Raw genomic sequence first — 26,367 nt, 5'->3', positions numbered from 1 at the left:
CCGGCCGGTGCCCGGATCCCGTCGGCGGATCGCCGCCGCGGCCCGTGCGGCCCACCGGGGCCCGCACGGGCCGCCGCCATGATCCGAACGACACCCCCTAGGTTCGCGTCGTCCTCGCGTAGTGGTCCCGCACCACCCTCGCCATGGCTCCCACCCGGTCCCTGGCGACCTCCTTGGCCGAGAAGTAGACATGGCCCCGCACCTGCGGATAGCGGCGGGCGAAGGTGAGATGGCGGGAGAGTTCGGCCGGGTCCTCCCAGGCGGCGGGCTGCGCCTCGCCCGCCTTGTAGAGGGCCTCGCCGATGTAGAGGTCCACCCCGGTGCCGTCCACGGTCCGGGCCCACCACGGCACGAGTTCCGCGTAGTCGGCGGCCGCGAAGCCGAGCGGCCAGTAGACCTGCGGCACGATGTAGTCGAGCCAGCCCTCGCGCACCCAGCGGCGGGTGTCGGCGTACAGGTCGTCGTAGGTCTGCACCCCCGCCTGGGTCCGCGAGCCCTGCTGGTCGGTGGCGCGGTTGCGCCAGACCGCGAAGGGGGCGACGCCGAACCGCACCGCGCGCCCGCCCCGCCCGCCCTCGTCGCGGAGCCGGTCCGCCATTTCGTGGACCAGCCGGTCGATGTTGTCCCGGCGCCAGGCCGCCCGGCTCCGGAAGCCGCTGCCGAACTCGTCGAACGCCGCGTCGTCGTCGAACCGCTGCCCGGCGACCGGGTACGGATAGAAGTAGTCGTCGAAGTGCACCCCGTCGACGGGGTAGCGCCGCACCGCGTCGAACATCGCGTCCTGGACGAACCCACGCACCTCCGGCACGCCCGGGTTGTAGTAGAGCTTGCCGCCGTACGGCAGGACCCAGTCGGGGTGCCGGCGGGCGGGGTGGTCCGGTGTGAGCCGCCCGGGGTCGGTGTGGTTGGCGACCCGGTACGGGTTGAACCAGGCGTGGAGTTCGAGGTTGCGCCGGTGGGCCTCGCGGACCGCGAAGTCGAGCGGGTCCCAGCCGGGGTCGCGGCCCTGCTGCCCGGTCAGGCACGCGGCCCACGGCTCGTACCGGGAGGGCCACAGCGCGTCCGCCGTGGGCCGCACCTGGAAGAACACCGTGTTCAGCTTGCGGGCGACGGCCGTGTCGAAGTGGGCCCGCAGTTCGCGCTGTTGCTCGGCCGGCCGGAGCCGCGCGCTGGAGGGCCAGTCCAGGTTGGCGACGGTGGCCAGCCACATGCCCCGCATCTCGCGCCGCGACGCACGGTCCGCGGGCGCCGCGGCCCCCGCGGTGGTGAGCAGCGACGAGGCCGCGCCCAGCGCGGCCACCGCGAACCCTCTGCGTGTGATACGCCTCATCAAAATTCCCCAGGTTGTCCGGTTCGTCCCATCCTGAGGGCTCAGAATGCCCGCCCCGCCCCCCTTGGCACAGCACCGCGCGGAGTAACGTCGGGCCAAAGGCGGGTGCCGGACCCTTACGGCGTACCGCCGGTCCTGAAGATCAGCGAAAGGCACGATGTGACCGACATCGAACGCGTCGGAGTGGTCGGTTGCGGCCAGATGGGCGCAGGCATCGCCGAGGTGTGCGCCCGCGCCGGGCTGGACGTCATGGTCGCGGAGACCACCGGCGAAGCCCTGGAGCTGGGCCGCACCCGCCTGACCAACTCCCTCGGCAAGGCCGCCGAACGCGGCAAGATCACTGCCGAGGAGCGCGACGCGACGCTCGGCCGGCTCAGCTTCACCACCGACCTCGGTGAGTTCGCCGACCGCGATCTCGTCATCGAGGCCGTGGTGGAGAACGAGCAGGTCAAGACGGAGATCTTCCAGGTCCTCGACCAGGTGATCACCCGCCCGGACGCCATCTTGGCGTCCAACACCTCGTCGATCCCGCTGGTGAAGCTGGCGGTCGCCACCTCCCGCCCCGACCAGGTCATCGGGATCCACTTCTTCAACCCGGCCCCGGTGCAGAAGCTCGTCGAGCTGATCCCCGCGCTGACCACCGGCGAGGAGACCATCAAGCGCGCCGAGGCCCTGGTGCAGGGCGTGCTGGAGAAGCACGCGATCCGCGCCCAGGACCGCTCGGGCTTCGTCGTCAACGCCCTGCTGATCCCGTACCTGCTCTCCGCGATCCGGATGTTCGAGTCCGGTATCGCCAGCCGCGAGGACATCGACAACGGCATGGAGATGGGCTGCGCCCACCCGATGGGCCCGCTCAAGCTGACCGACCTGATCGGCCTGGACACCGTGGCCTCGGTCGCCGCCTCCATGTACGAGGAGTACAAGGAGCCGCTGTACGCCGCTCCCCCGCTGCTCGCCCGGATGGTCGACGCGGGCCGACTGGGCCGCAAGTCGGGGTCGGGGTTCTATCCGTACTGAGCCCGGGGCGGTCCGCCCGCCGCTCGGGGGAAAACCGGCGGGCGGACCCCGGGCCGGCGGGCGCCCGTCCGCCGGCGTCGGCCCCCGTGACACCTCCGAGTCAACTCCCGCGCACACCCGCACGGGAGCGTGTGAACCGCCCCGGTCGGGGTGCGCGGTTCACACCCCGTACGAATCCGCCGTACCGCCACGCTCCGTCACTTCGCACGGGGTGTGAACCGCAGACCCGCATATCCCCGCCGCACACGCTCCCGCCCTTCGCCGCAGGGCAGTTGACTGCTGCCCGTACGGACACGACGTCACTGACTGAAGGAATGAGGAGCGGACCGTGACCGCCCACCCCGAACCCGATCTGGTCACCGCCGACTTAGCGGAGCTGAGGCGTCTCCTGGACGTCCGCACCGCCCGGGTCGACGGCCAACTCGCCCTGCTCGCCCAGCGCTCCGAGCAGCACGCGCGTGACGCGGACGAGGTGCACACCCGCGTCACACGCCTGGAGCACACCCGCTGGCCACTGCCGTCCCTCGCCGCGCTCACGGGGCTCGCGGCGCTGGCGGTGGCGCTGTGGCAGGTCCTGGGCCGGTGACCGCGGGACGCGGCCACCGGCCGGCTCCGGTCAGCCCAGCCGGAGGTGATGCAGCATCAGCAACGCGGCGGCCATGTTGGCGGCCGGCACCTCCCCCCGCGCCACCATGTCGGGCACCAGCTTCAACGACACCCACTCCCGCCGGTCGGACTCGAAGCCGTCCTGGGGCAGGCCGGTGTACTCGCCCTCCTCGGACCAGTAGATGTGGTGCCGGGCGTCGGTGAGGCCGTTGGAGGGCTCCACCGTGAGGAGGTGGTGGAGGGGGCCGGGGCGCCACCCGGTCTCCTCCTCCATCTCCCGGGCGGCCGCCGCCGCGATGTCCTCGCCGTCCTCGACGACACCGGCGGCCAGCTCCCAGCCCCAGGTGTCGGTGATGAACCGGTGCCGCCACAGCAGCAGCACCTCATGGGCCTCGTTGACCACCGTGGCCACGGCGACGGGCCGCATCCGGATCAGATAGTGGTCCAGGTGCCGGCCGTCCGGCAGTTCCACATCGGCCAGATTGACCCGGAACCAGGGGTTCGCATAGACGGGCTTTTCGCTGAGGTTGTTCCAACGCACGTGACTGCCACCTTCCGCTGTAGGGCCGGCAAGGTGACACGAGCCCGGTCAGGGGCGTGACCCACGCCCTACAGCGGAACGCGCAGCACCTCGTCGATGAGATCGGCAGCCTCGTCCGTCGCGGAGCTCCCGGTCTCCGCCAGATGCTCGCGCACCGCCCGCAGCCGGTCCCGCAGCCGTTGCGACTCCATGCCCCGAGCCTGCTCCGTCATCTGCGCGGCATTGGCCACGGCCTGGTCCGCATCGCCTTGGCGCAGCTCGATATGGGTGAGCATGGCCAGCCGGTGGACCCGGCCGCGGTCGTGTGCGGGGGTGTCGACGGCGGCGTCCGCCTGCTCCCGGGCGGCCCGCAGGTCACCGAGGCTCAGCAGCGCCTCCGCCACCTGGACGTTCACCAGGCCGGGCTGGACATAGCCCGTCTCGGCCGGCTCCAGGCCGGGCCGGATGCGCTCCGCGGCCGCCTCCGCGCGCCGGATGCACGACAGCGCGCCCGATCCGTCGCCGAGCCGGGCGTAGGCCTTGGCCTGCATCGCGTAGAGGTCCGCGGAGAGCGCCGGGGTGATCTGCGGGCCCGCGGCCCGCAGCGCCGCCTCCGCGAAGGCGACCGCCTGGCGGTACTCCCGCACGAAGAGGGACTGGTTGACCAGCAGCGCGATGACATACGCGCCGAGGCCGCGGTCCCCGCTGGCCTTGGCCAGCCGCAGCGCCTGATGGAAGTAGCGCTGGGCCAGCCCGAGAGAGTCCGAGTCGTACGCGCAGATGCCGGCGACCGCGACCAGTCCGCCGGTCGCCCGGTGGAGCTGACGCCCCGTCGCATCGCTGTAGCTGCCCCGCAGCAGCGGCGCCGCCTCGGCGTTGAGGAATCCCACGATGCGTGCTCTGGTAGCGATACCACCCGCCTTCCGGTACATCGTCTCGTAGTGCGTCCGCGCGGCGCGCAGCATCTCGATGTCGGCCATGCCGACCCGGGTGAGCCCGTCGCGCGACACATCGGAGTCCTCGGGAGGGTTCTCCCACTCCCACACCGGGATGACCGCCGAGGTACCGGTGAGCGCCGGGGCGGCGAGGATGTGCGGCCGCTGCTGCTCGTCGGAGCGCCACAGCGCGGTGGCCCGCTCCACGAAGCCGGAGAGCGGGGTGCCGGCGGGCCGCTGCGCACCCGGGCCGCTGAGCCCGATGTCGTCGAGCCCGACCGGCCGGTGCAGCCGTTCGCCGAGGATCTCGCAGATGAGGTCGGGGACCTGCCCGCGCGGCCGCTGCCCCTTCAACCACCGGGCCACCGCGGTGTGTTCGTACCGCAGCGCCAGACCGCGGCACCGGCCGAGCCGGTTGATGCGCGCGGCGAGGCCGGCGTGCGAGATACCGGCCTCGTCGAGAATCGCGTCGAGCAGGGTGTTGGGCTCCATGCCGGCCTCCCGGTGAGCCGGGCCCGCCCACGGGCCATCAGCTCATGGCCTTGTCGACTTCACCACATTGTCCGTCGAGCGTAGTGAAGCGCCCCTCACACGGGGTGTGAAGGGTTCCGGCGGCTCAACTCCGGTCACCGTCACGCGCCTTGGACGGGCGGACCGCCTCGGCCCCGGCCCGGCCGCCCCGGCGGGAAGGTCACCGCGGCAGGGCCCCTCCCGGAGGCGGGGTGCCGGCCGACGGCGCCGGCACCCGCACCCGGTCGTTGCTCAGCATCACCATCGCCACATCGTCGGTGAGCCGCCCGCCCGCATGCCGCAGCAGCGCCTCCCGCACCTCCCCGACCACCCCGGCGGGCGACGGACCGCACGGCGCCGCGGCCGCCGCCACACTGCTGCGCAGCTCCTCGGCCAGCGGGAAGAACTCCCCCGCCGCGTCCCGCGCGTCGGCCGCCCCGTCGGTGTGCAGGAACAGCCCCTCGCCGGGCCGCAGTCGCCCGCACCGCACCGCGGACAGCTTCTCGGGCAGGGGGAACAGCCCCAGCGGCGGCATCGGCTCGGCCGGCGCGACCGGGGCGACCGCCCGGCGGGCGACCCGGTACGGCCAGGGATGCCCGCAGTTCAGCGCCGTGACGGACCCGTCCCGCGCCACCTCCAGGAGCAGCAGGGTGACGAACTCCTCCGCGAGCCGGCCCGCCGCGTCCCCGTCGCCGCCCACCACCCCCTCGCCGCGCGCCCGTTCGCGCAGATGCCGCCGGTGCGACCGCTCCAGCCGGCGCAGCACCTCGCCGAGTTCGGGCTCGTCGTGCACCACCTCGCGGAAGCTGCCGAGCATCGCGGCGACCGTGCCTATGGCCTCCAGGCCGTGCCCGCGCACGTCCCCGATCACCGCCCGCACGCCGTGCCGGGTCCCCACGACCTCGTACAGGTCGCCGCCGACCAGCGCCCCCTCGCTCGCGGAGAGGTGGTCGGCCGCCAGCAGCACACCGTCGATCCGGCGGGGCAGCGGCCGCAGCACCACCCGCTGCGCGGCGACGGCGACCTCCCGGGTGCACTCCAGCTCCCGTAACAGCCGCAGCCGTCGCCGGGCCGTCAGATAGCTGGCACCGATCACCGCGAGGATCGCCCCGCAGGTCATCAGGCGCGTCCCCACCCCGGCGCCGGGCTCCACCGCGCCGAACGGCACCAGCGCGAGCAGCGCGCACACCCCGCCGAGCAGCACGCACTGACGACGGCCGGTGCCCGCGCAGGCGATGGCCGGCGCGGCGGCGAGCAGTTGCAGCAGCCGGCCACTGGTCGGCCGGCACAGTTCCCAGATCACCACCGCGAGCACCCAGAGGCCGGGCAGGACGAGGACGAAGGCGCGCCGGGCGGCATCCGCTCCGGCGCGTCCCCGGCTCCTCGCCCAGATACGGATCATGCCGATGGCCCCCTAGCCGGTGGTCCCCCTGGCAGGCGTGAGCGGGCCGGCACCGGCCCGCCGGCGCGCTCGCCGGGGCCGCCACGACGGGTTGATTCTCGCGACGTTCCGTGTCCGTACGGCGACGATCCATACACCATCACCCGATTGAGTGATGGTGTACGGATCGGATCGTCTCCCTTGCGCCCCACGGGCACGCCCGCGCCCGCCCCAGGCGCTCGCGGCACACCCGGTCCGCCGGGCACCGGACCGCCTCCCGCACAGCGAAAAGGTGCGGGCGCGGACGGTGTCACCGTCCGCGCCCGCACCCTTCACCACACGTCGCCGCGGGCTGTGCCCCGGCTCAGCCGCGCAGCACCGCTCCCGTCCGCTCCACGGCCGTGCCGACCGCCGCGTCACGGGCCGCCGAGGCCTCCTCGGCGGTCAGCGTCCGGTCGGCGGCGCGGAAGCGCAGCGCGTACGCCAGCGACTTCTTGCCCGCGCCGACCTGCTCGCCGGTGAAGACGTCGAACAGCCGCAGCGACTCCAGCAGGTCGCCCGCGCCGTCCCGCAGCGCGCCCTCGACCTCGGCGGCCGGGACGGTGTCGTCGACCACGAGGGCGACGTCCTGGGTCGCGACCGGGAAGGCCGAGATCTTCGGGGCGCGCAGCGGTCCGGCGGCGGCCCGCTCCAGGCGGTCCAGGTCGATCTCCATCGCGCAGGTGCGCTCCGGCAGGGCCAGCGTCTTGATGACCCGCGGGTGCAGCTCACCGGCATTGCCGACGAGGATCTCCTCGCCGTCGACGACGGCCAGCAGCGCCGCACAGCGGCCCGGGTGGAACGGCGCGTGCTGGTCCTGACGGACGATCAGCTCGACCCCCGCCTCCCGCGCGACGGTGCGGCCCGCCTCGATGGCGTCCGCCCAGATCGCCGGGCGGGCACCGTCCCACCAGCCGTCCTGCTCACGCCCGCCGGCCAGCACCACGGCGGCGCGCCGCGGCTGCTGCGGGAGGGAGGCGTCCAGCGAGGCGATCTCGTCGTCGGTCGGCCGGCGGTCGACGACCAGCCGGCGGGCCGGCTGCTCGTCACCGGTCGCCCGGAAGACCGGCCCGGTCTCGAAGAGCGCCAGGTCGTGCGTGCCCCGGCCGTAGTTGCGGCGCAGCGCGTTCAGCAGCCCCGGGATCAGGGTCGTGCGGAGGTCGGGCTCCTCGTCGGAGAGCGGGTTGACGAGGGTGACCGCGTCGCGGCGCGGGTCGTCCTGCTCGATGCCCAGCTGGTCGAGGACGTGCGAGCCGGTGAACGGGTAGTTCAGCGCCTCGACGTAGCCGGCGCCGGCCAGCGCCCGGCCGACCCGGCGGTGCAGCCGCTGACGCTCGGTCAGCCCGCGGCCGGCCGGCGGCTTCGGGAGGGTGGAGGGCAGGTTCTCGTAGCCCTCCAGCCGGATGACCTCTTCGGCCAGGTCGTTCGGTTCGCTGAGGTCGGGACGCCAGGACGGCACGGTCACGACCAGCTCGTCCTGGCCGTAGACGTCGCAGCCGACCTGCTGGAGGCGGCGGACGACGGTCTCCCGGCCGTAGGCGACACCGGCGACCTTGTCGGGGTGGTCGGCGGAGATGGTGATCGTGCGCGGCCCGCTGGGCGTGACGACGCCGGTGACGCCGTCCTCGGCGGTGCCGCCCGCGAGCAGCACCAGCAGGTCGACGGTGCGCTGCGCGGCGGCGGACGCGGCCTCCGGGTCCACCCCGCGCTCGAAGCGCTTGGCGGCCTCCGAGGACAGCTTGTGCCTGCGGGCCGTACGGGCGATGGAGAGCGCGTCGAAGTGCGCGGCCTCGATCACGACGTCGGTGGTGCCGCGCTGCTCGCCGGTCTCCGGGTCGGTGACCCCGCCCGCGATCTCGGTGTTGGCGCCGCCCATGACGCCCGCGAGGCCGATGGGCCCGCGGTTGTCGGTGATGACCAGGTCGGCGGCGTCCAGCACCCGCTTGGTGCCGTCCAGGGTGGTCAGCTGCTCGCCCGCGGTCGCCCGGCGGACGCCGATCGGGCCGTCCACGCTGGTGCGGTCGTAGGCGTGCAGCGGCTGGCCGAGCTCCAGCATCACGTAGTTGGTGATGTCGACGGCCAGCGAGACCGGGCGCATCCCGGCCTTCTGCAGCCGGCGCTGCATCCACAGCGGGGAGCGTGCGTCGGGGTTCAGACCGGTGACCGTACGCGCGGTGAAGCGGTCGCAGCCCAGCGGGTCGGCGACCTGGACGGGGTAGCCGGCGGAGTTCGGCGGCGGCACGTCCAGCAGCGCCGGGTCGCGCAGCGGCAGGCCGTAGGCGGTGGCGGTCTCGCGGGCGACGCCGCGCATCGACAGGCAGTAGCCGCGGTCCGGGGTGACGGCGATGTCCAGCACCTCGTCGACGAGCTCCAGCAGCTCGATGGCGTCGGTGCCGACCTCGTACTCCGGCGGCAGCACGATGATGCCGTGCGTGCCGTCGTCGCCCATGCCCAGCTCGTCGCCGGAGCAGATCATGCCGTGCGACTTCTTGCCGTACGTCTTCCGGGCGGCGATCTTGAAGTCGCCGGGCAGGACGGCGCCGGGCAGCACCACGACGACCTTGTCGCCGACGGAGAAGTTGCGGGCGCCGCAGACGATCTCCTGGGGCTCACCGGTGCCGTTGGCGTCGCCGACGTCGACCGTGCAGAAGCGGATCGGCTTCTTGAAGCCCTCCAGCTCCTCGATGGTCAGCACCTGGCCGACGACGAGGGGGCCCTTGAGGCCCTCGCCGAGGCGCTCGACGGTCTCGACCTCCAGGCCGACGGCAATGAGCTTGGCCTGTACGTCACGGCCGGTCTCCGTCGCCGGCAGGTCGACGTACTCCCGCAGCCAAGAAAGCGGGACCCGCATCAGATCTCCATCCCGAACGGCCGGGTGAACCGGACGTCGCCTTCGAACATGTCACGCATGTCTTCCACGTTGTGCCGGAACATCAGCATCCGGTCGATGCCGAACCCGAAGGCGAACCCGCTGTACTTCTCCGGGTCGACGCCACAGGCGATCAGCACCTTGGGGTTGACCATTCCGCAGCCGCCCAGTTCGATCCAGCCCTCGCTGGAGCAGGTGCGGCAGGGACGGTCGGGGTTGCCCACGGACGCGCCACGGCAGACGTAGCAGACCATGTCCATCTCGGCGGACGGCTCGGTGAACGGGAAGTAGTTCGGCCGCAGCCGGGTCTTCATGTCCGGGCCGAACAGCGCCCGGACCATGTGGTCGAGGGTGCCCTTGAGGTCGGCCATGGTCAGGCCCTCGTCGACGGCGAGCAGCTCGATCTGGTGGAAGACCGGGGAGTGCGTGGCGTCCAGCTCGTCGGTGCGGTAGACCCGCCCCGGGCAGACGACGTACACCGGCGGTTCGCGGTCGACGAGCGTACGGGCCTGGACCGGCGAGGTGTGGGTGCGCAGCACGACGCCGGACTCATCGCCCTCGGTGCCTGCCCCCTGCACGAAGAAGGTGTCCTGCATCTGGCGCGCCGGGTGGTCGGGCACGAAGTTCAGGGCGTCGAAGTTGAACCACTCGGCCTCGACCTCGGGGCCCTCGGCGACCTCGTAGCCCATGGCGACGAAGACGTCGGCGACCCGCTCCATGAAGGTGGTCAGCGGGTGCCGGGCGCCGGCCGGGGTGCGGTCGTAGGGCAGCGTGACGTCCACCGCCTCCTCGACCAGCACACGGGCGTCGCGCTCCGCCTCCAGCTCCTCCTGGCGGGTCTTGAGCGCCTGGCCCACCCGGCCGCGGGCCTGGCCGACGCGCTTGCCGGCGTCCGCCTTGGCGTGCGGGGGCAGGGCGCCGATCTCGCGGTTGGCGAGCGCGAGCGGCGAGCGGTCGCCGGTGTGCGCGACCTTCACCTCACGCAGCGCCTCCAGAGAGTCCGCGGCGGCGATGGCGGCCAGCGCCTCGTCCAGCCGTGCGGCGATCTCTTCCGGTTTCAGGGCTTCGACCTCGACAGGGTCGTACGACTTATTGGGTGCGGACATCTCTTCCCGTGCTTCCGGTGGACTGGCTTGGCTTGGCTCGCGTCGCCTCGGCTCCTCGATCACAAAGGTCGGCTGCCGAGCCCGCGCTGCGCCCGCGATGCCTGTGCGCCAAAGGTGCCAAAGGTCAAGTCTAAGGGGGGCGGGCGGCGCGGCCGGTCCGCGCCCCCGCGGGGCGCCCGCCGCGGAGTGCTCAGGCCATGAAGGCCGGCGCCGCGACGGGCAGGCTAAATCGGAACTGTGCGCCGCCGGCGGGCGCCCGGCCGACCGTGATCGTCCCGCCGTGGGCCTCGACGATGCCCTTGACGATGTAGAGGCCCAGGCCCGTTCCGCCGCGCTTGCTGCCCCGCCAGAAGCGGGTGAACACGCGGCTCATCGACTCCTCCGGGATGCCGGGGCCCTCGTCGCTCACGGTGACGCTCGTCCCCTCCGCGCTGGTCGTGTCCGATACCGGTCCGACCTCGATGGTGACGGTTCCCTCGCCGTGGCGCACCGCGTTTTCCAGCAGGTTGCCCAGCACCTGGTCCACCTTGTCCGGATCCGCCCACAGATCGGGCAGCGGTTCCAGCATCCGGATCAGGAAGCGGTCGGGCCGCTGGCCCGCGGTGGTCTGCGCCTGGACGTGCCGGCGGACCGCGGCGCTCATGTCGACCCGCTGGCGGCGTACCTCCAGCCGCCCGGAGTCGATCCGGGAGATGTCCAGCAGCTCGGCGATCAGCCGGGTGACGCGGTTGGCGTCGGCGTCCACCGTCTCCAGCATCAGCCGCTTCTGGTCGTCGGTGAAGCGCTCCCACTTCTGCAGGAGGGTGGCGGTGAAGCCCTTGACGGAGGTGAGCGGCGAGCGCAGTTCATGGGCGACGGTGGCGATCAGCTCGGCGTGGCTGAGCTCCGTACGGCGCCGCGCCTCGGTGCCGCGCAGCGCGATCACCAGCCGCTGGACGGGGCCGGTCGGGCGGTTGCGGACGTAGCGGGCCGAGACCAGCACCTCGCGGCCGCCGAGCAGCAGGTTGCGCTCGGGCTGGCCGCGACGGATGGCGAGCCCGCCGTAGGGGTCGGTGAGCCGCCACCAGCGGCGGCCCTCGATGTCCTGCAGCGGCAGCGCGTGCTCCAGGGGGCGGCCGAGCGCGTCGCCGGGGACGATGTCGGTGATCCGGGCCGCCGCGGCGTTGAAGCAGATCACCCGGCCGGTCTCGTCGGCGACGACCAGGCCATCGGGCAGGTCGTCGGGATCGAGCCCGAGACCGGCGCCCAGGGCGTCCGGGCCCGCGGCGGCGGCCGGCCGGCCGCGTTCCGGCGCGCCGGACGGGCGGCTGCCGGCGGTGACCGCGGTGCCGGAAGTCCTCACACTCATCCCCGTAACCCCCTTCCGGTCCCCCGGGCACGCAAGCCTACTAGCTCGGATCGGAAGTACCGGGGGGTTCGGCAGGACGCCCCTCAGGCGGGTGACACCGCGCGGCAGCCGCCGGGGCTGCGCTGGGCACGGGCGGAGGCGTAGAGGCAGACCGCGGCGGCCGTCGCGAGGTTGAGGCTCTCGGCCCGGCCGTGGATGGGGACGCGGACCACCGCGTCCGCCAGCGCCCGGGTCTCCTCCGGCAGACCCCACGCCTCGTTGCCGAAGACCCAGGCGGTGGGCCCGCCCATCGAGCCGGTGTCCAGCTCGGCGTCGAGGTCCCGGTCGCCCGCACCGTCGGCGGCGAGAATCCGGACGCCGGCCGACTGGAGCCCGCTCACCACCCGCTCGACGGGTACGCCCACGGCGACCGGCAGGTGGAAGAGCGAACCCACCGAGGCCCGCACGGACTTGGGGTTGTACAGGTCGACGGAGGCGTCGGTCAGCACGACGGCGTCCGCACCCGCGGCGTCCGCGCAGCGCAGCACGGTGCCGGCGTTGCCGGGGTCGCGGACGTTGGCGAGCACCGCGATCAGCTGCGGGCGGGCGGCGAGGATCTCCTCGAACGGCGAGTCCAGGAATTCGCAGACGCCCAGCAGGCCCTGCGGGGTGACGGTCTGGGAGATGTCGGCGACGGTCCGGTCGTCGGCGAAGTGGACCCGGACCCCGGCCGCGCGGGCCGCCTCGACGATCTCGGCGTGCCGCTCGGCGGCCTCGACGGTGGCGAACAGCTCGATGAGCGTGGGCGCGCCGCCCGTGCGGTGCGCGATGGCCTCCCGTACGGCCTGCGGGCCCTCGGCGATGAACCGGCGCTCCTTGCCGCGGACGGCGCGGCGGGCCAGCTTCCTGGCGGCGGTGACGCGCGGGGATCGCGGGGAGATCAGCTCGGGGGTGCCCATGGGCGGCGGCTCGCTTCTGTGGTTCGGTGCGTGGGGGCCGGTCCGTCACGGGGGACGGGGGACCCGGCCGGTCCGGAAATGCGGCGGACCCGCAGGCCGGGGCCTGCGGGTCCGCGTCACAACGTCGTCAGGCCGAAGTTCAGGCGGCCTTCGGGGCGTTGACGTCGCTCGGAAGCGCCTTCTGGGCGACCTCGACGAGCGCGGCGAACGCGTTGGCGTCCGTCACCGCGAGGTCGGCCAGGATCTTGCGGTCCACCTCGATGTTGGCGGCCTTCAGACCCTGGATGAAGCGGTTGTACGTCATGCCGTTGGCGCGGGCAGCGGCGTTGATGCGCTGGATCCACAGCTGACGGAAGTCGCCCTTGCGCTTCTTGCGGTCGTTGTAGTTGTAGACGAGGGAGTGGGTGACCTGCTCCTTCGCCTTGCGGTACAGGCGGGAGCGCTGGCCACGGTAGCCGCTGGCCTGCTCGAGGATCGCCCGGCGCTTCTTGTGGGCGTTGACTGCCCGCTTGACGCGTGCCACTTGTTAACTCCTTGTAGCGGGGCCGTGGTTGTCGTCACACGGCCCGGTTCGATTGAGTCCCGGTCCGAGTCGCGCGCCCCCTCCAGTGTGTGGGGCGCGGCGGCTCACTTGCCGAGAAGCTTCTTGATCTTCGCGGCGTCGCCCGGGGCCATCTCGGCGTTGCCGGTGAGGCGACGCGTCACGCGGGACGACTTGTGCTCGAGCAGGTGGCGCTTGCCGGCGCGCTCACGCAGCACCTTGCCGGAGCCGGTGACCTTGAAGCGCTTGCTGGCACCGCTGTGCGTCTTGTTCTTCGGCATGCGCCGTTCTCTCCTCGTCAGTGGCGCTCCCGCAGGCTGAAACCGGCAAGCGGGAGCGTCATGCATATCGATTGATGTCCGGGGCGGGGCGCCCCGGCGTGAACCGGGGCTCACGCCTCGGGGATCACGCCTGGGCGTGCTCCTCGGTGGGCTCCTCGGCGGGCTCGTCCACGGACGCGTCCGCGGCGACTCCACTCTGGCGCTCCGCCTTGCGGGCGGCCTGCGCCTCGCGGGCCTCGGCCATCGCCTCGGTCTTCTTCTTGTGCGGACCGAGCACCATGATCATGTTTCGGCCGTCCTGCTTCGGATTCGACTCGATGAAGCCGAGGTCCTCCACGTCGGACGCGAGCCGCTGCAGCAGCCGGAAGCCCAGCTCGGGGCGGGACTGCTCGCGACCACGGAACATGATCGTGATCTTGACCTTGTCACCCTGCTTGAGGAACCGGACGACGTGACCCTTTTTGGTGTCGTAGTCGTGCGGGTCGATCTTCGGCCGGAGCTTCATCTCCTTGATGACCGTGTGCGCCTGGTTCTTGCGCGCCTCACGGGCCTTCATGGCCGACTCGTACTTGAACTTCCCGTAGTCCATGAGCTTGCAGACGGGCGGGCGAGCGTTCGCCGCCACCTCGACCAGGTCGAGGTCGTACTCCTGAGCAAGCTCAAGGGCCTTGGCAAGCGGAACAATCCCGACCTGCTCGCCGCTGGGACCGACAAGTCGCACTTCGGGAACGCGAATCCGGTCGTTGATGCGGGGCTCGGCGCTGATGGATCCTCCTCGGTAGCACCACGCGACGGCCTGGCGGACTGCCGCGTAACGTCTTTTCGGTGTGACCAACCGCGCCGGTACATGAAAAATGCCCCGGACGGGACACAGGCGGGGCTCCACATAGATCTGGAGCACCGTCGCGAGTCTCGCGGGGCGCAGCCGGACCGTTGACCCGCCAACCGTGAGGTCGGCCGGGTGGGAGATCGGAGCCTCCACTTGTGGGCCGGTCACATGCGTGTCCGGCCGGTCGGAACACCAGAATACACGAGTCAAGAGGTGGCCCCCACTCCTGTGCGGCCGGGGCCGGGCCCTCGGCGCCGGGAGGACACTCCCGGACGCGGGGCGCGGGCCCGGTGCCCATAGGCTGGAGCCGAAGCCCTCAGCAGGAAGAAGCCCGAAGACATGAGCGACCAGACACCTCAGCAGCCCGACGCGCCCGACGCGGCGAACCCCGACTTCGACTCCATGACCCGTGACATCGCCGAGGTGCCGGCGGTCGAGGTGATCACCACGGTCGCGGTGCATCTGATGAGTTCGGCGGCGGTCAACCTCGGGCTCGCCGAGGAGGGCGCGGCGCACAAGGACCTGGACGAGGCGCGCAAGCTCATCCAGGCGCTGGCCGGGCTGGTCACCGCCAGCGCCACCGAGATCGGCTCGTACCACGCGGCGCCGCTGCGGGACGGGCTGAAGTCGCTGCAGCTGGCGTTCCGCGAGGCCTCGGTCGTGCCGGACGAGCCGGGCCAGGGCCCCGGGGAGAAGTTCACCGGCCCGGTCTACGGCTAGAGCCGCCACCGAGATCCGACGACGAGCCCCGGCCCGGGAAGGGCCGGGGCTCGTCGCGTACGGGGCGGCGGGCGCGGGGTCAGTCGGACTGCGCCGCGGGTTCGTGCGGCACCGCGTCGTCGGCGACGAGGACCGGCTCGTGCGGCGGATGGGTGACCTGGTGCACCATCGCGGCGAGGGCGCCGCCGATCAGCGGCGCGACGATGAACAGCCACAGCTGGGTGATGGCCGCGCCGCCCGCGAACAGCGCGGGGCCGATGGAGCGGGCCGGGTTCACCGAGGTGCCGTCCAGGGGGATGCCGATGAGGTGGACGGTGGCCAGGGCCAGGCCGATGGCCATGCCGTTGAAGCCGATCACGGCGATCTTGTGGGTGACCGACAGCCACACGTAGACCAGCAGGAACGTCATCAGTATTTCGAGGACGAAGGCGCCGCCGAGGTTGATGTGCACCGCGGAGCGGTCGCCCCAGCCGTTCGTGCCGAAGGACGCGTGGGTCTGCAGCCCCGGGACCTGCCGGGCCACCAGGAACAGCAGCGCCGAGCCGGCGATGGCGCCGACCACCTGGGCGATCCAGTACTCGGCCGCGGTGCGCAGGGTGAGTCTGCGGGCCAGCAGCATGCCCAGGGTCACCGCGGGGTTGAGGTGGCAGCCCGAGATCGGGCCGAGGGCGTAGGCAAGCGCCACCAGGGTGAAGCCGAAGGCCAGGGCGATGCCGAAGGTGCCGATGTACTCGCCTGCCAGCACTGCCGAGCCGACGGCGAAGAACACCAGGAGCAGCGTGCCGAGGAACTCGGATACGACCGGGCGGGTCAGTACCGTCGAGATCTCCGTTTTCTCCATGGGGGGCTCTCCTCGCGTGGATCTTGAGCTCTCCTCGCATTGTGCGGCCCTGGAGAGGAACCCGCCCGTCGGCGGCCGACGGCCCGGCCGCCGCGCCCGCGCCCCGGCTCCGGGGTCAGCGCCGGTAGAGCGGCTCCTGTGCCGCCGTGCCGCCGGGCGGCAGAAGAGCCAGGTCCAGGCCCCTTACGAGGCGCTCGCGCAGCACTTCGTCGGCGGCCAGTGCGCGGGCCAGCCGCTGGGCGACCTCGGCGGCCTGCGCGTCGTCGGCGAGGCCGACGGCGAGGGTGCCGTCGGTCTCGGCGGACGGGGCGAGACGGGCGACGAGCACGCCGGGTTCGGCGTCGAGCAGGGCGCGCAGGGCATCCGTGACGGCCGGGTCGTCGAGCGGGTCGGCGCTGGTGCGGCCCTCGGCCAGGGCCCGCAGGGCCGATCCGGTGAGCTGGTAGGTGACCGGGCCCGCGAGGTCGACGACGACCGTGTCGGCCTTTTCGTGGGAGGCGGCGAGCAGCGCCTGCGGGAGCGGGACCGCGACCGGGCGGGCGTCGGGGCGCCAGCGCCGGAGGGTCTCCATGGAGGTGAAGGCCGGCAGCGCGCGGCGCCCGTCGGGGGCCTGGAGGGTGGGGACGGCCATGTCGCTGGTCTTCTCGCGGCGCAGTCCGTCGGGCCCGGTCTCGACCTCGCCGAGGACGGCCACCACGGGCACCAGGACGCGCGCGCCGGCCAGCGCCGCCAGGAGCCGGGGCTCGGCGGCCCGGTCGGTGGCGTACGCCGCCAGGGCCGCCGCGAGCGCGGGGTCGGCGGAGCCGTCGTCGTCGGAGAAACCGGGGTCCGGGATGTTCTTCTGCACGACGTGAGCGTATCGGCCGGGGGCGGGGCGCCTGCCGTGCGGGCCGGTGGGAGGCCCGCCCGGTGGGTGCGGGCCGGTCAGTGCTGCCCGGGGCGGCCGCGCCAGAGGACGACGGCGGCCGTGAGCAGGGCCAGGCCCGCGGCGCCGGCGGTCCAGGGCAGCCAGTCGACGGGGGTGTCGTCGGCGGCGTCGGCGGTGGGGCCGGGACCGAAGTAGCGGCCGGTGTAGCGGGCGGGGACCGGCTTTTGCGGGGCGGGCTTCAGATCCGCCGCGGCCTCCAGGGCGGCGGCCGGGTCGATCAGGCCGGCGCCGTAGTCGTCGTCGCGGCCGCCCTCGGGCCGGTCCTGGGCGGTGGAGGTCAGCAGCCTGCGGATCTGGTCCGGGCTCAGGTCGGGGTGCGCGGAGCGGATCAGGGCGACGGCGCCGGAGACGAACGCGGCGGCGGGGCTGGTGCCCCAGCCGGAGAGGTAGCCGTCGTCGGTGTCGGCCATGACGATGTCGAAGCCCGGCGCGCTGACCGTGGCGTACCAGTGCCGGGTGGAGAAGCGGGCCCGGCCGCCCAGGTGGGTGACGGCGGTGGCCGCGATGACGCCCGGGTAGGCGGCGGGGTAGGAGACGTGGTTGCCCTTCTGGCCGCCGTTGCCCGCGGAGGCGACGACGGGGATGCCCTTGCCGAGGGCGTACTGGATGGCGGCGTCCTCGCGGGGTTCGGGGTGCGCGGACTCGCTGTCGTCGCCCAGCGACATGTTGATCACGTCGGCGCCGTGGTCGGCGGCCCAGCGGATCCCGTCGGCGAGCGCGCCCGCCTTCTCGGTGCGGGCCCGTTCGCGCTGGGAGTCGGCGTCTTCGAGGATCACCCGGACCGGCAGGATCTTGGCGGCCGGGGCGAGCCCGAGCACACCGTTCTCGCGGTCCGGGCCGTGGCCGTGCCCCGCGATGATGCTGGCCATGCCGGTGCCGTGCTGGGCCCAGGCGGAGTCCCCGGGACCGGCGCCGAAGCCGACCAGGTCCTGTTCGGGCAGCACCTGGCCTGCGAGGTCGGGGTGGTTGGCGTCCACGCCGGTGTCCAGGACGGCGACGGTGATGCCCTCGCCCTTGGTGGTGCGCCAGGCCTTCTGGGCGTGGACGGCCTGCAGGGCCCACTCCTGGGCCCGCAGGGTGTCGGCCCGTGCGGGGACGGCCGGCAGCACGGCGAGCACCGAGGAGGCCAGCGCGAGGGCGGCGCCGCGCAGCGCGGTCTTCGTCATGACGCGTCCTCGCTCTTCCGGGCCGTACCGCCGGCCGCCTTGCGGAGGTCCGCCTCGATGCGGTCCGCCAGGTCCTTGGCGTCGTGGCCCAGGCCGGATTCGGCCGGGGCGGTGGTGGTGCCGGGCCGCACCGCGGCCTCGGCGGGCTGCGGACCGGTGAAGGTACGGCCGTCGGCGAAGCCGGAGACGGCGTAGACGACGGCGGGGAGGTCGGTGAGCACCCGGACGGTCCAACTGGCCCGCTGGGCGCGCCCGAAGTCCGCCGCCGGGGTGTCCTTCTTCGCGTACGGCAGCGGCATCAGGTCCGTGCGCCGGCCCAGGTTCCCGGTGCTGAAGCGGGCGTTGAGGGCCATCATCCCGGCCGCGTCGGCCTTGGTGATCTGTGCGCCGACGGTGATGACGGAGCTGTGGGTGGCGTCGACGTAGGTGGCGCGCAGCAGCCGGACGCAGCCCGCCGGGGCGAGGGCGGCGGCGAGTTTCGGGTCGTAGGCGCCGGTGCAGCCGCTGTCGGGGGCGACGGCGATCCGGGTCCAGGTGCGGTCAGCGCCGCCGGGGCCGACGCCCAGGCCGTCGACGACGCGCGGGAAGAGCGTGTCGACGGGGGTGTCGTGCCAGGCGTCGCGGCCCCGGGCGAAGACGGCCTCGGGCGAGGGGGCGGCGCCGGAGGCGTCCTCGGTGAGCCAACTCCCGGCCGCCGCGCCGCCGATGAGGCCGATGCCCAGGACCAGGCAGGCCGCGGCCAGGAGCACCCGGGCGCCGGGGCGGCGCCGGGAGGCGGCCGGTGTGCCGGGGGCGGGCTCGCCCGGCCGGGGCGGGAGCGGGGTGCGGGGCCACGGCACACCGCCGGGCGGCGCGGCGGAGGCGGTCCCGCGGGTTCCGGCGCCGCTCCACAGGTCCTGGCTGTGGGCCAGGTGGAAGGCGGCGGTGTCGCGGAAGGCGGTGGGCGGCGCGGCCTCGGGGGCGGGCGGTGCGGCGGGGGCCGGGGAGCCCGGGGCGCGGTCCGGGCGGGGCGGCAGCGGCGTGCCGGCGGCGGAGGGCTGCGCCCGGGGCGGGGCGGTGGGACGGGGCGGGACGGGGCGTGCGCCGGGGGCGGACGGGGCGGCGGGCACGGACGGCGGCATCGGCGGCTCGGGCGGTACCCGGCGCAGCGCGGCCGTGTGGGGGTCCTCGGCCGGCGCCGGGGCCTGGGCGGGCCGCCGGGGTGGCTGCGGGGGTATGGGCGGGATGTGCCGCGTTTCGGCGAATTCAGCGTCGGTGCTCACCCGCGCTCCCCCTCGCGCCGCTGACCTCCGGCCTCGATCCGCAATCGGGGCACGGTGGTTCGTATCCGGACAACACTCCGCTGACCTGCTGGTTGCGGTGTCGGGCCACTGTAAGGGCTGGCGCGGCCGGTGCTCCAACCCATGTCCGCTCTGTCGCAAACTCCCCTCTACCCAGCGGTAGGAGGGTCTGGCAGGCTGCGGCCATGTCCCCGCACACAGTCGATACGTATGCCGACAAAGCCCGTTACGACCAGGCCACCGCCGCGCTCGACGCCCCGCTGGCCGTCGTCGACCTGCGGGCCTTCGACGCCAACGCCGCCGATCTGGTGCGCCGCGCGAAGGGGAAGCCGGTCCGGGTGGCGAGCAAGTCGGTGCGCTGCCGGGCGCTGCTGGAACGGGTGCTGGCCCGGGACGGCTTCGAGGGGATCATGAGTTTCACGCTCGCCGAGTCGCTGTGGCTGGCGCGCTCGGGCTTCACGGACGTCCTGCTGGCCTACCCGTCGGCGGACCGGGCGGGCTTCGCCGAGCTGACCGGCGACCCGGAACTGGCGGCCGCGGTGACCGTGATGGTCGACGACCCGGCCCAGCTGGACCTGATCGACGCGGCCCGGCCGGCCGGCGGGCCCGGCGAGGAGGTGCGGGTGTGCCTGGAACTCGACACCTCCTACCGGCTGCTGGGCGGGCAGGTACGGATCGGCACCCGCCGCTCGCCGCTGCGGGCGCCCGCGCAACTGGCCGCGCTGGCCCGGCTGGTGGTGCGCCGCCCCGGATTCCGGCTGGTGGGGCTGATGGCGTACGAGGGGCATGTGGCCGGGGTGGGCGACGAGGTCGCCGGCCGGCCGGTGTTCTCGCGGGCGGTCCGGACGATGCAGGCGGCGGCCCGCAGGGAGCTGGCACGGCGCCGCTGGGAGGCCGTGCGCGCGGTGCGGGCGGTGGCGCCGCGGCTGGAGTTCGTCAACGGCGGCGGGACGGGGAGTGTGCAGCACACCGCGGCGGAGGCGGCGGTCACCGAGGTCGCGGCCGGGTCGGGGCTGTACGTGCCGCGGCTGTTCGACAACTTCCGTTCGTTCAGCGGGCATCCGGCGGCGCTGTTCGCCCTGCCCGTGGTGCGCCGCCCGGGGCCCGGTGTGGTCACGGTGCTGGGCGGCGGCTATCCGGCGTCGGGGGTGGCGGGTGCGGACCGGCTGCCGGTGCCGTGCCTGCCGGCCGGGCTGCGCTACGACCCGCAGGAGGGTCCGGGCGAGGTGCAGACGCCGCTGCTGGGTCCGGCGGCCGACCGGCTGCGGGTCGGCGACAGGGTGTGGTTCCGGCACGCGAAGGCCGGTGAACTCTGCGAGCGGTTCACGCGGCTGCATCTGGTCGACGGGGACCGGGTGGTCGATACGGTGCCGACGTACCGCGGCGAGGGCCACGCCTTCCTCTAGGCGCGGCCCCCGCCGGTGCGCGGTGTGCTCAGTACACCGTGTCCTTCTGGTCCTCGATCACCGAGCCGTCGGGGCGGTGGACCGGGCCGAGGGTGCCGTCCGGCCGGGTGTAGCCCGTGGTGGCGCACGGGTACGGGGCGGCCTGGCGCTTCTTCGGCTCGATGAACATCGGGTTCACCAGCCAGCGGTGGTCGGCGTTGTCGTACGCCCGGCACATCAGCTCGGCCTTGTTGCGGTTGATGGCCAGGTGCCCCGCGGTGGCGTCGCCGACGAAGGTCACATCGGTCTCGGCGTCGCCCGCGGCGAAGGCCGGGCGGTGTGCCCGGTCCTGCTTCTTCCATGCCTTGGCGCCCTTGACGTGGAAGATCTCCTGGTTGATCCAGCAGCGCTTGCCGTCCATGTACGTCAGGACCTCGCCGTGGGTGTCCTCGACGTCGCCGCAGCCCTGGACGCCGGTGGTGAGCCTGCCGTCACGGACGAGGTTGCGGATGCCGATGGTGTGGGCGCGGTCGATGCCCACGCCGGGCGCCCAGGCCCGCACGAGCGGCTCCGCCGAGGCGGAGACGATGTAGACGTCGAAGCCGGCCTTCTGGAGGGTGTGGATGAGGTCGCGCTGCTGGTCGTAGTAGCGGACGTAGCCCTCCATCGTGTGGGTGCCGACCTTCTGCTGCGTGCCGATGGGCGCGGCGAGGTTCTCGGCGCGGGCGGCGCGGGCGAAGGAGGTCAGCTGGTCGGGGCTGTGGCCGGCGAACAGCTGGGTGATCCACACGTACTCGGGGACGGTGCGGCGGTGGTTCCACTCGCCGGTGAACGCCTTCTTGCCGGTGGAGGTCTTGGCGTCCTGGTAGACGTCGAGGATCTCGTCGGTGCAGCCGGTGTCGGTCGACGTGGGCAGCGGGTGGCCGGCGGGCACGGCGGTGCCGCAGGCCTTGGTGAGGGCGCGGGCGGCGTCCTCGGTCAGCCACTTGTTGGTGGCCTTCCAGCCGGCCGGGCGGAGCACCTTGTCGTGCCGCAGCATCCAGGCCAGCGTGGCGTCGGAGATGTCGTTCTTGACGACGGTGTTGTCCCAGTCGAAGGTGGCGACCGGGCGGGCGCCGCCGGAGCCGGCGCAGCTGCCCCGCTCGTCGATCATCTTCTGCAGCTTGGCACGGTTGTCGCCGTACCAGCCCTTGGAGACGTGCAGGGTGGGGCAGTTGCGCGGGGCGGGGCCGGCCGTGGCGGTCTGGGCGGCCGCGACGCCACCGCCCAGGACCGCGAGAGCAGCACCCGCTGCAAGCCAGCGACGCTTGGTGAGCATGGAACGCACTCCTGTCGAACGAGGAACCGAAGGCGGACGCTAGCGTACGGCGGCCGGACGTTCTGCGACGTCCGGCCGCCGTTCCGCTGACGCGGGGGTGAACAGCGAGCGGTTACACCGGGGTGACGTAGGCGCCCGCGATGCCGCCGTCGACGAGGAATTCGGCGGCGTTGACGAACGAGGAGTCGTCGCTGGCGAGGAAGGCGACGGCGGAGGCGATCTCCTCGGGCTCGGCGAACCGGCCGACGGGGACGTGCACCAGGCGGCGGGCCGCGCGCTCGGGGTCCTTGGCGAACAGCTCCTGCAGCAGCGGGGTGTTGACCGGGCCGGGGCACAGGGCGTTGACCCGGATGCCCTCGCGGGCGAACTGCACGCCCAGTTCGCGGGACATCGACAGCACGCCGCCCTTGGAGGCGGTGTAGCTGATCTGGGAGGTGGCGGCGCCCATCACGGCCACGAAGGACGCGGTGTTGATGATGGAGCCCCGGCCCTGGCGCTGCATGTAGGGCAGCGCGTGCTTGCAGCAGAGGTAGACCGAGGTGAGGTTGACCTCCTGGACGCGCTTCCAGGCGTCCAGGCCGGTGGTGAGGATCGAGTCGTCGTCGTCCGGGGAGATGCCGGCGTTGTTGAAGGCGATGTCGACCGAGCCGTAGGTGTCGAAGGCGGTCTTGTAGAGCGCCTCGACCTGGTCGGAGTCGGTCACGTTCACCTGGACGAAGAGGCCGCCGACCTCGGCGGCGGCCGCCTTGCCCGCCGCCTCGTCGATGTCGGCGCAGACGACGTTGGCGCCTTCGGAGGCCAGCCGGCGGGCGGTGGCCAGGCCGATGCCGCTGCCGGCACCGGTGATCACGGCGGTACGGCCGACGAGGCGGCGGCACACTGCGGTCTGGTCGGTCACGGGGTCTCCTCGGTGCTGATGAAGATGTTCTTGGTCTCGGTGAAGGCGGTCAGTGCGTCCGGGCCCAGCTCGCGGCCGAGGCCCGACTGCTTGAACCCGCCGAAGGGGGTCCAGTAGCGCACGGCGCTGTGGGAGTTGACGGAGAGGTTGCCGGCCGCGACGCCGCGCGAGACCCGCAGGGCGCGGCCGACGTCGCGGGTCCACAGCGAGCCGGCCAGGCCGTAGTCGCCGGCGTTGGCGAGCCGGACGGCGTCGGCCTCGTCGTCGAAGGGCAGGACGACGGCGACCGGGCCGAAGATCTCCTCGACGGCCGTACGGTCCTCGGGGCGGCCCTCCAGGACGGTGGCCGGGTACCAGAAGCCCTTCCCGGCGGGCGCCTCGCCGCGGATGGCGGCCGGGGCGTCCTCAGGGACGAAGGACCGGACCCGCTCGCGCTGGGCGGCGGAGATCAGCGGCCCCATCTGGGTGGCGGGGTCGGCCGGGTCGCCGACGGTGAACGCCTTGACCGCGGGCTCCAGCAGCTCCAGGAAGCGGTCGTAGACGGAGCGCTGGACGAGGATGCGGCTGCGGGCGCAGCAGTCCTGGCCGGTGTTGTCGAGGAAGGAGCCGGGGGCGGCGGCCGCCGCGGCCTCGATGTCCGCGTCGGCGAAGACGATGTTGGGGCTCTTGCCGCCGAGTTCGAGGGTGAGCCGCTTGGTCTGCGCGGCGCAGCGGGCGGCGATGTGCCGGCCGGTGGTGGTGGAGCCGGTGAAGACGACCTTGGCGACGCCGGGGTGGTCCACCAGCGCGGTGCCGGTGACCCGCCCCTCGCCGGGCAGGACCTGGAAGAGGCCCTCGGGCAGGCCGGCCTCCAGGGCGAGTTCGGCGAGCCGGAGCGCGGTGAGCGGGGTGGTCTCGGCGGGCTTGAGGAGGACGGCGTTGCCGGCCGCGAGCGCGGGGGCGGTGCCCCAGGCGGCGATCGGCATCGGGAAGTTCCAGGGCGCGATGACCGCGACCACGCCCAGCGGTTCCTGGACGGTGATGTTCAGGCCGCCGGCGACCGGGATCTGGGTGCCGGTCAGGCGCTCCACTCCCCCGGCCGCGTAGTGCAGCAGGTCGCGGACGTTGCCCGCCTCCCACCGGGCGTTGCCCAGCGGGTGGCCGGCCTCCTTCAGTTCGAGCGCGGCGAGCGGCTCGATGTGGGCGTCGACGACGTCGGCGAAGCGGCGCAGGAGGCGCGCCCGGTCGCCGGGTGCCACCGCGGCCCAGGACTCCTGGGCCGCGGCCGCCCGGCGGACCGCGGCGTCGACCTCTTCGGGGGAGGTGGTGGGGACGGTGGCCACCACCTCCTCGGTGGCCGGGTTGAGAATGTTCAGCTCGTGCAACACGTGCGGTCCTTACATGCGCTCGAAGGAGCGGAAGCGCTCCCAGTCCGTGACGGCGGCGTCGTAGGCGTCCTGCTCGACGCGGGCCATGTGGCGGTAGTGGTCGACGACCTCGTCGCCGAAGGCCTCGCGGGCGATCGGGCTGCGCTCCCACAGCTCGGCGGCCTCGCGCAGCGTGGTGGGGACGTGCGCGGCGTCGCCGTTGTAGGCGTTGCCGGTGGTCGCCTCGGGCAGCTCCAGCTCGTGCTCTATGCCGTACAGGCCGGCCGCGACCATGCCGGCGACCGCGAGGTAGGGGTTCACATCGCCGCCGGGCAGGCGGTTCTCCAGCCGGTGGGCGCGGCCGTGGCCGACCACCCGCAGGGCGCAGGTGCGGTTGTCGGGCCCCCAGGCGACGGCGGTGGGCGCGAAGGAGCCGGGACGGAAGCGCTTGTAGGAGTTGATGTTGGGGGCGTAGAAGAGCGTGAAGTCACGCATGGCGGCGACCTGGCCGGCCAGGAAGTGCTGCATGGTCTTCGACATGCCGTACGGGCCGTCGTCGTCGGCCAGCACCGGCCGGCCGTCCTCGTCCTGCAGCGAGAGGTGGATATGACAGGAGTTGCCCTCGCGCTCGTCGTACTTCGCCATGAAGGTGAGCGACATGCCCTCCTGGGCGGCGATCTCCTTGGCGCCGGTCTTGTAGATGCTGTGCTGGTCGCAGGTGGCGAGCGCCTCGTCGTAGACGAACACGATCTCGTGCTGGCCGAGGTTGCACTCGCCCTTGGCGGACTCGACGGTCATCCCGGCCGCGCCCATCTCGTTGCGGATCCGGCGCAGAACGGGCTCGACCCGGCCGGTGCCGAGGACGGAGTAGTCGCCGTTCCACTGGTTGGCGGGGTTCATGCCGCGGTAGCCGCGGGACCAGGCGTCCTCGTAGGAGTCCTTGAAGAGCATGAACTCCAGCTCGGTGCCGGCGTAGGCGCTCCAGCCGCGCTCGGCGAGCCGGTCGAGCTGGCGGCGCAGGATCTGCCGGGGCGAGGCGGCGACCGGGGAGCGGTCGTGCCAGGCGAGGTCGGCGGTGATCAGGGCGGTGCCGGGGTTCCAGGGGGTGCGGCGCAGCGTGCCGGGGTCGCCGTGCATGGCGAAGTCGCCGTAGCCGCGCTCCCACGAGGACATTTCATAGCCCTCGACGGTGTTGAGGTCGACGTCCACGGCGAGGAGGTAGTTGCAGCCCTCGGTGCCGTGGTCGAGGACGGTGTCGAGGAAGTATCGGGCCGCGAACCGCTTGCCCTGGAGCCTGCCTTGCATGTCGGTGAAGGCGAGGACGACAGTGTCGATCTCCCCGGTGTCGACGAGGACTCTGAGCTCCTCGACGGAGAGCGGGGGCGTGCGGTCTGCCACGGTGTTGCCTCCTGTCACTGCATCCGGAGTGCATAAGGTAGGCACACGAACCATTGATTGGGAAGGGGTGCCGATGGACGGCGCTGACGACCGGCTGGCACCCGTACTGCGACCGGTACGGGCGGGCAACGGTTTCGAGGAGGCGCTGGAGCAGATACTCCAGGTCGTCCGGCTCGGTCTGGTGCCCCAGGGCGAACGGCTGCCCGCCGAGCGCGAGTTGGCCGAGCGGCTGCAGATCAGCCGGGTCACCCTGCGCGAGGTGCTGAAGGTGCTGCAGGACGAGGGCCTGGTGGAGAGCCGGCGCGGGCGCTACGGCGGCACGTTCGTGCGGATGCGCACCGGGAACCCGGGCGAGGCGGAGCTGCGCCGCAGGATCGGGAAGACCGACGTCGAGGACACCCTGCGCTTCCGGGAGGTGCTGGAGGTGGGCGCGGCCGGGCTGTGCGCGGCCCACGGGCTCTCCGACCAGCAGAGCGACCGGCTGCGGGCGGCGCTCGCCGCGACCCAGGACGCGCCGCTCGCCGACTACCGCCGGCGCGACACCCTGCTGCACCTGACCCTCGCGGAGCTGTCCGGGTCACCCTCGCTGGCGGCGCAGTACGCGGCGGTGCGGGCGAGCGTGAACGACCTCCTGGACTGCATTCCGCTGCTGGTGCGGAACCTGGAGCACTCCCAGGCCCAGCACGCCGCGCTGGTGGAGGCGGTACTGGAGGGTGACGCGGACGGTGCGCGCGAGGTGATGCGCGAGCACTGCTGCGGGACCGCGGCGCTGCTGCGGGGCTTCCTGACCGCGCCCTCCCCCTGACCGCCCCGTCACCCTGCGCGCCCGCCCGGGGA

24 protein-coding genes are annotated in these 26,367 nt (G+C 73.3%); 5 read left to right on the top strand and 19 right to left on the bottom strand.

Annotation, left to right across the window (positions count from 1 at the left end; translation table 11 throughout):
* Positions 1 to 97: 97 nt before the first annotated feature.
* Complete coding sequence (locus tag K7396_RS29270) at positions 98 to 1,330, bottom strand: glycoside hydrolase family 10 protein (RefSeq protein ID WP_152105113.1); 1,233 nt, start codon at positions 1,328 to 1,330, stop codon at positions 98 to 100.
* Positions 1,331 to 1,489: 159 nt separating this feature from the next.
* Between K7396_RS29270 and K7396_RS29265 the strand changes: the two genes are divergently transcribed.
* On the top strand, positions 1,490 to 2,347 hold the full coding sequence (locus K7396_RS29265; RefSeq protein WP_086719733.1) for a 3-hydroxybutyryl-CoA dehydrogenase: 858 nt from the start codon (positions 1,490 to 1,492) through the stop codon (positions 2,345 to 2,347).
* A gap of 328 nt (positions 2,348 to 2,675) precedes the next feature.
* Positions 2,676 to 2,933, top strand: coding sequence for a hypothetical protein (locus K7396_RS29260; RefSeq protein ID WP_086719731.1), 258 nt, complete (start codon positions 2,676 to 2,678; stop codon positions 2,931 to 2,933).
* A gap of 30 nt (positions 2,934 to 2,963) precedes the next feature.
* Here the strand turns inward: K7396_RS29260 and K7396_RS29255 are convergent, their stop codons facing one another.
* The 10 genes from K7396_RS29255 to infC form a co-directional block, all read right to left on the bottom strand.
* Positions 2,964 to 3,494, bottom strand: coding sequence for an NUDIX domain-containing protein (locus tag K7396_RS29255; protein WP_086719730.1), 531 nt, complete (start codon positions 3,492 to 3,494; stop codon positions 2,964 to 2,966).
* Between the two features lie 68 nt (positions 3,495 to 3,562).
* Entirely contained in the window at positions 3,563 to 4,900 is a 1,338-nt protein-coding gene (locus K7396_RS29250; RefSeq protein ID WP_086719729.1) for a transcriptional regulator, read from the bottom strand.
* Positions 4,901 to 5,099: 199 nt separating this feature from the next.
* Complete coding sequence (locus tag K7396_RS29245) at positions 5,100 to 6,320, bottom strand: PP2C family protein-serine/threonine phosphatase (protein WP_086719728.1); 1,221 nt, start codon at positions 6,318 to 6,320, stop codon at positions 5,100 to 5,102.
* 343 nt (positions 6,321 to 6,663) lie between these two features.
* The gene (gene pheT, locus K7396_RS29240; RefSeq protein ID WP_152105114.1) at positions 6,664 to 9,189 is read right to left on the bottom strand and encodes a phenylalanine--tRNA ligase subunit beta; all 2,526 of its coding nucleotides are present in this window, start codon (positions 9,187 to 9,189) and stop codon (positions 6,664 to 6,666) included.
* A complete protein-coding gene (gene pheS / locus K7396_RS29235) occupies positions 9,189 to 10,313 on the bottom strand; it encodes a phenylalanine--tRNA ligase subunit alpha (protein ID WP_086719726.1) in 1,125 nt (374 codons plus the stop codon). Before pheS ends, pheT begins: the two co-directional genes overlap by 1 nt.
* Positions 10,314 to 10,503: 190 nt before the next feature.
* Entirely contained in the window at positions 10,504 to 11,661 is a 1,158-nt protein-coding gene (locus K7396_RS29230; protein WP_086719725.1) for a sensor histidine kinase, read from the bottom strand.
* 83 nt (positions 11,662 to 11,744) lie between these two features.
* Positions 11,745 to 12,599, bottom strand: coding sequence for a TrmH family RNA methyltransferase (locus K7396_RS29225; RefSeq protein ID WP_086719724.1), 855 nt, complete (start codon positions 12,597 to 12,599; stop codon positions 11,745 to 11,747).
* A 139-nt stretch (positions 12,600 to 12,738) separates the two neighbouring features.
* Positions 12,739 to 13,122: a 50S ribosomal protein L20 gene (gene rplT, locus K7396_RS29220; protein ID WP_006607577.1), complete on the bottom strand. Its 384-nt coding sequence runs from the start codon at positions 13,120 to 13,122 to the stop codon at positions 12,739 to 12,741.
* 104 nt (positions 13,123 to 13,226) lie between these two features.
* Positions 13,227 to 13,421, bottom strand: a complete 195-nt coding sequence (gene rpmI, locus K7396_RS29215; protein WP_016576627.1) for a 50S ribosomal protein L35 — start codon at positions 13,419 to 13,421, stop codon at positions 13,227 to 13,229.
* 124 nt (positions 13,422 to 13,545) lie between these two features.
* Entirely contained in the window at positions 13,546 to 14,256 is a 711-nt protein-coding gene (infC, locus tag K7396_RS29210) for a translation initiation factor IF-3 (protein ID WP_086719723.1), read from the bottom strand.
* A 333-nt stretch (positions 14,257 to 14,589) separates the two neighbouring features.
* On the opposite strand from infC, the gene K7396_RS29205 reads away from it, so the two are divergent.
* Positions 14,590 to 14,970 carry a DUF1844 domain-containing protein gene (locus K7396_RS29205; protein WP_086719722.1) on the top strand — a complete coding sequence of 127 codons (381 nt, stop codon included), beginning with the start codon at positions 14,590 to 14,592 and terminating at the stop codon, positions 14,968 to 14,970.
* A gap of 79 nt (positions 14,971 to 15,049) precedes the next feature.
* Here the strand turns inward: K7396_RS29205 and K7396_RS29200 are convergent, their stop codons facing one another.
* From K7396_RS29200 to K7396_RS29185, 4 genes are all read right to left on the bottom strand, one after another.
* On the bottom strand, positions 15,050 to 15,811 hold the full coding sequence (locus K7396_RS29200; RefSeq protein WP_086719721.1) for an MIP family channel protein: 762 nt from the start codon (positions 15,809 to 15,811) through the stop codon (positions 15,050 to 15,052).
* Between the two features lie 115 nt (positions 15,812 to 15,926).
* Positions 15,927 to 16,658 (bottom strand): SseB family protein, encoded by a 732-nt coding sequence (locus K7396_RS29195; RefSeq protein ID WP_086719720.1) that lies wholly within the window; start codon positions 16,656 to 16,658, stop codon positions 15,927 to 15,929.
* A 77-nt stretch (positions 16,659 to 16,735) separates the two neighbouring features.
* Complete coding sequence (gene mycP, locus K7396_RS29190) at positions 16,736 to 17,905, bottom strand: type VII secretion-associated serine protease mycosin (RefSeq protein ID WP_086719719.1); 1,170 nt, start codon at positions 17,903 to 17,905, stop codon at positions 16,736 to 16,738.
* A complete protein-coding gene (locus K7396_RS29185) occupies positions 17,902 to 19,167 on the bottom strand; it encodes a hypothetical protein (protein ID WP_263295964.1) in 1,266 nt (421 codons plus the stop codon). The genes mycP and K7396_RS29185 overlap by 4 nt, the downstream gene beginning before the upstream one ends.
* Positions 19,168 to 19,370: 203 nt before the next feature.
* Between K7396_RS29185 and K7396_RS29175 the strand changes: the two genes are divergently transcribed.
* Positions 19,371 to 20,591, top strand: coding sequence for an amino acid deaminase/aldolase (locus K7396_RS29175; protein ID WP_086718532.1), 1,221 nt, complete (start codon positions 19,371 to 19,373; stop codon positions 20,589 to 20,591).
* A 28-nt stretch (positions 20,592 to 20,619) separates the two neighbouring features.
* Here K7396_RS29175 and K7396_RS29170 read toward each other — a convergent pair whose 3' ends face one another.
* The 4 genes from K7396_RS29170 to K7396_RS29155 form a co-directional block, all read right to left on the bottom strand.
* Positions 20,620 to 21,888 (bottom strand): HAD family hydrolase, encoded by a 1,269-nt coding sequence (locus K7396_RS29170; RefSeq protein WP_086718533.1) that lies wholly within the window; start codon positions 21,886 to 21,888, stop codon positions 20,620 to 20,622.
* A gap of 112 nt (positions 21,889 to 22,000) precedes the next feature.
* Positions 22,001 to 22,786: a 3-oxoacyl-ACP reductase gene (locus tag K7396_RS29165; protein ID WP_086718534.1), complete on the bottom strand. Its 786-nt coding sequence runs from the start codon at positions 22,784 to 22,786 to the stop codon at positions 22,001 to 22,003.
* A complete protein-coding gene (locus tag K7396_RS29160) occupies positions 22,783 to 24,153 on the bottom strand; it encodes an aldehyde dehydrogenase family protein (protein ID WP_086718535.1) in 1,371 nt (456 codons plus the stop codon). The genes K7396_RS29165 and K7396_RS29160 overlap by 4 nt, the downstream gene beginning before the upstream one ends.
* 9 nt (positions 24,154 to 24,162) lie before the next feature.
* A complete protein-coding gene (locus K7396_RS29155; protein WP_086718536.1) occupies positions 24,163 to 25,530 on the bottom strand; it encodes a glutamine synthetase family protein in 1,368 nt (455 codons plus the stop codon).
* Positions 25,531 to 25,603: 73 nt separating this feature from the next.
* On the opposite strand from K7396_RS29155, the gene K7396_RS29150 reads away from it, so the two are divergent.
* Positions 25,604 to 26,335, top strand: coding sequence for a FadR/GntR family transcriptional regulator (locus K7396_RS29150; RefSeq protein WP_086718537.1), 732 nt, complete (start codon positions 25,604 to 25,606; stop codon positions 26,333 to 26,335).
* The last annotated feature ends 32 nt before the right edge of the window (positions 26,336 to 26,367 follow it).

This window comes from Streptomyces angustmyceticus (genome assembly GCF_019933235.1).
GTDB classification, from domain to species: domain Bacteria; phylum Actinomycetota; class Actinomycetes; order Streptomycetales; family Streptomycetaceae; genus Streptomyces; species Streptomyces angustmyceticus.
Note: the sequence above shows the minus strand (reverse complement) of the source record. Positions and strands in the feature narration are given on the sequence as shown.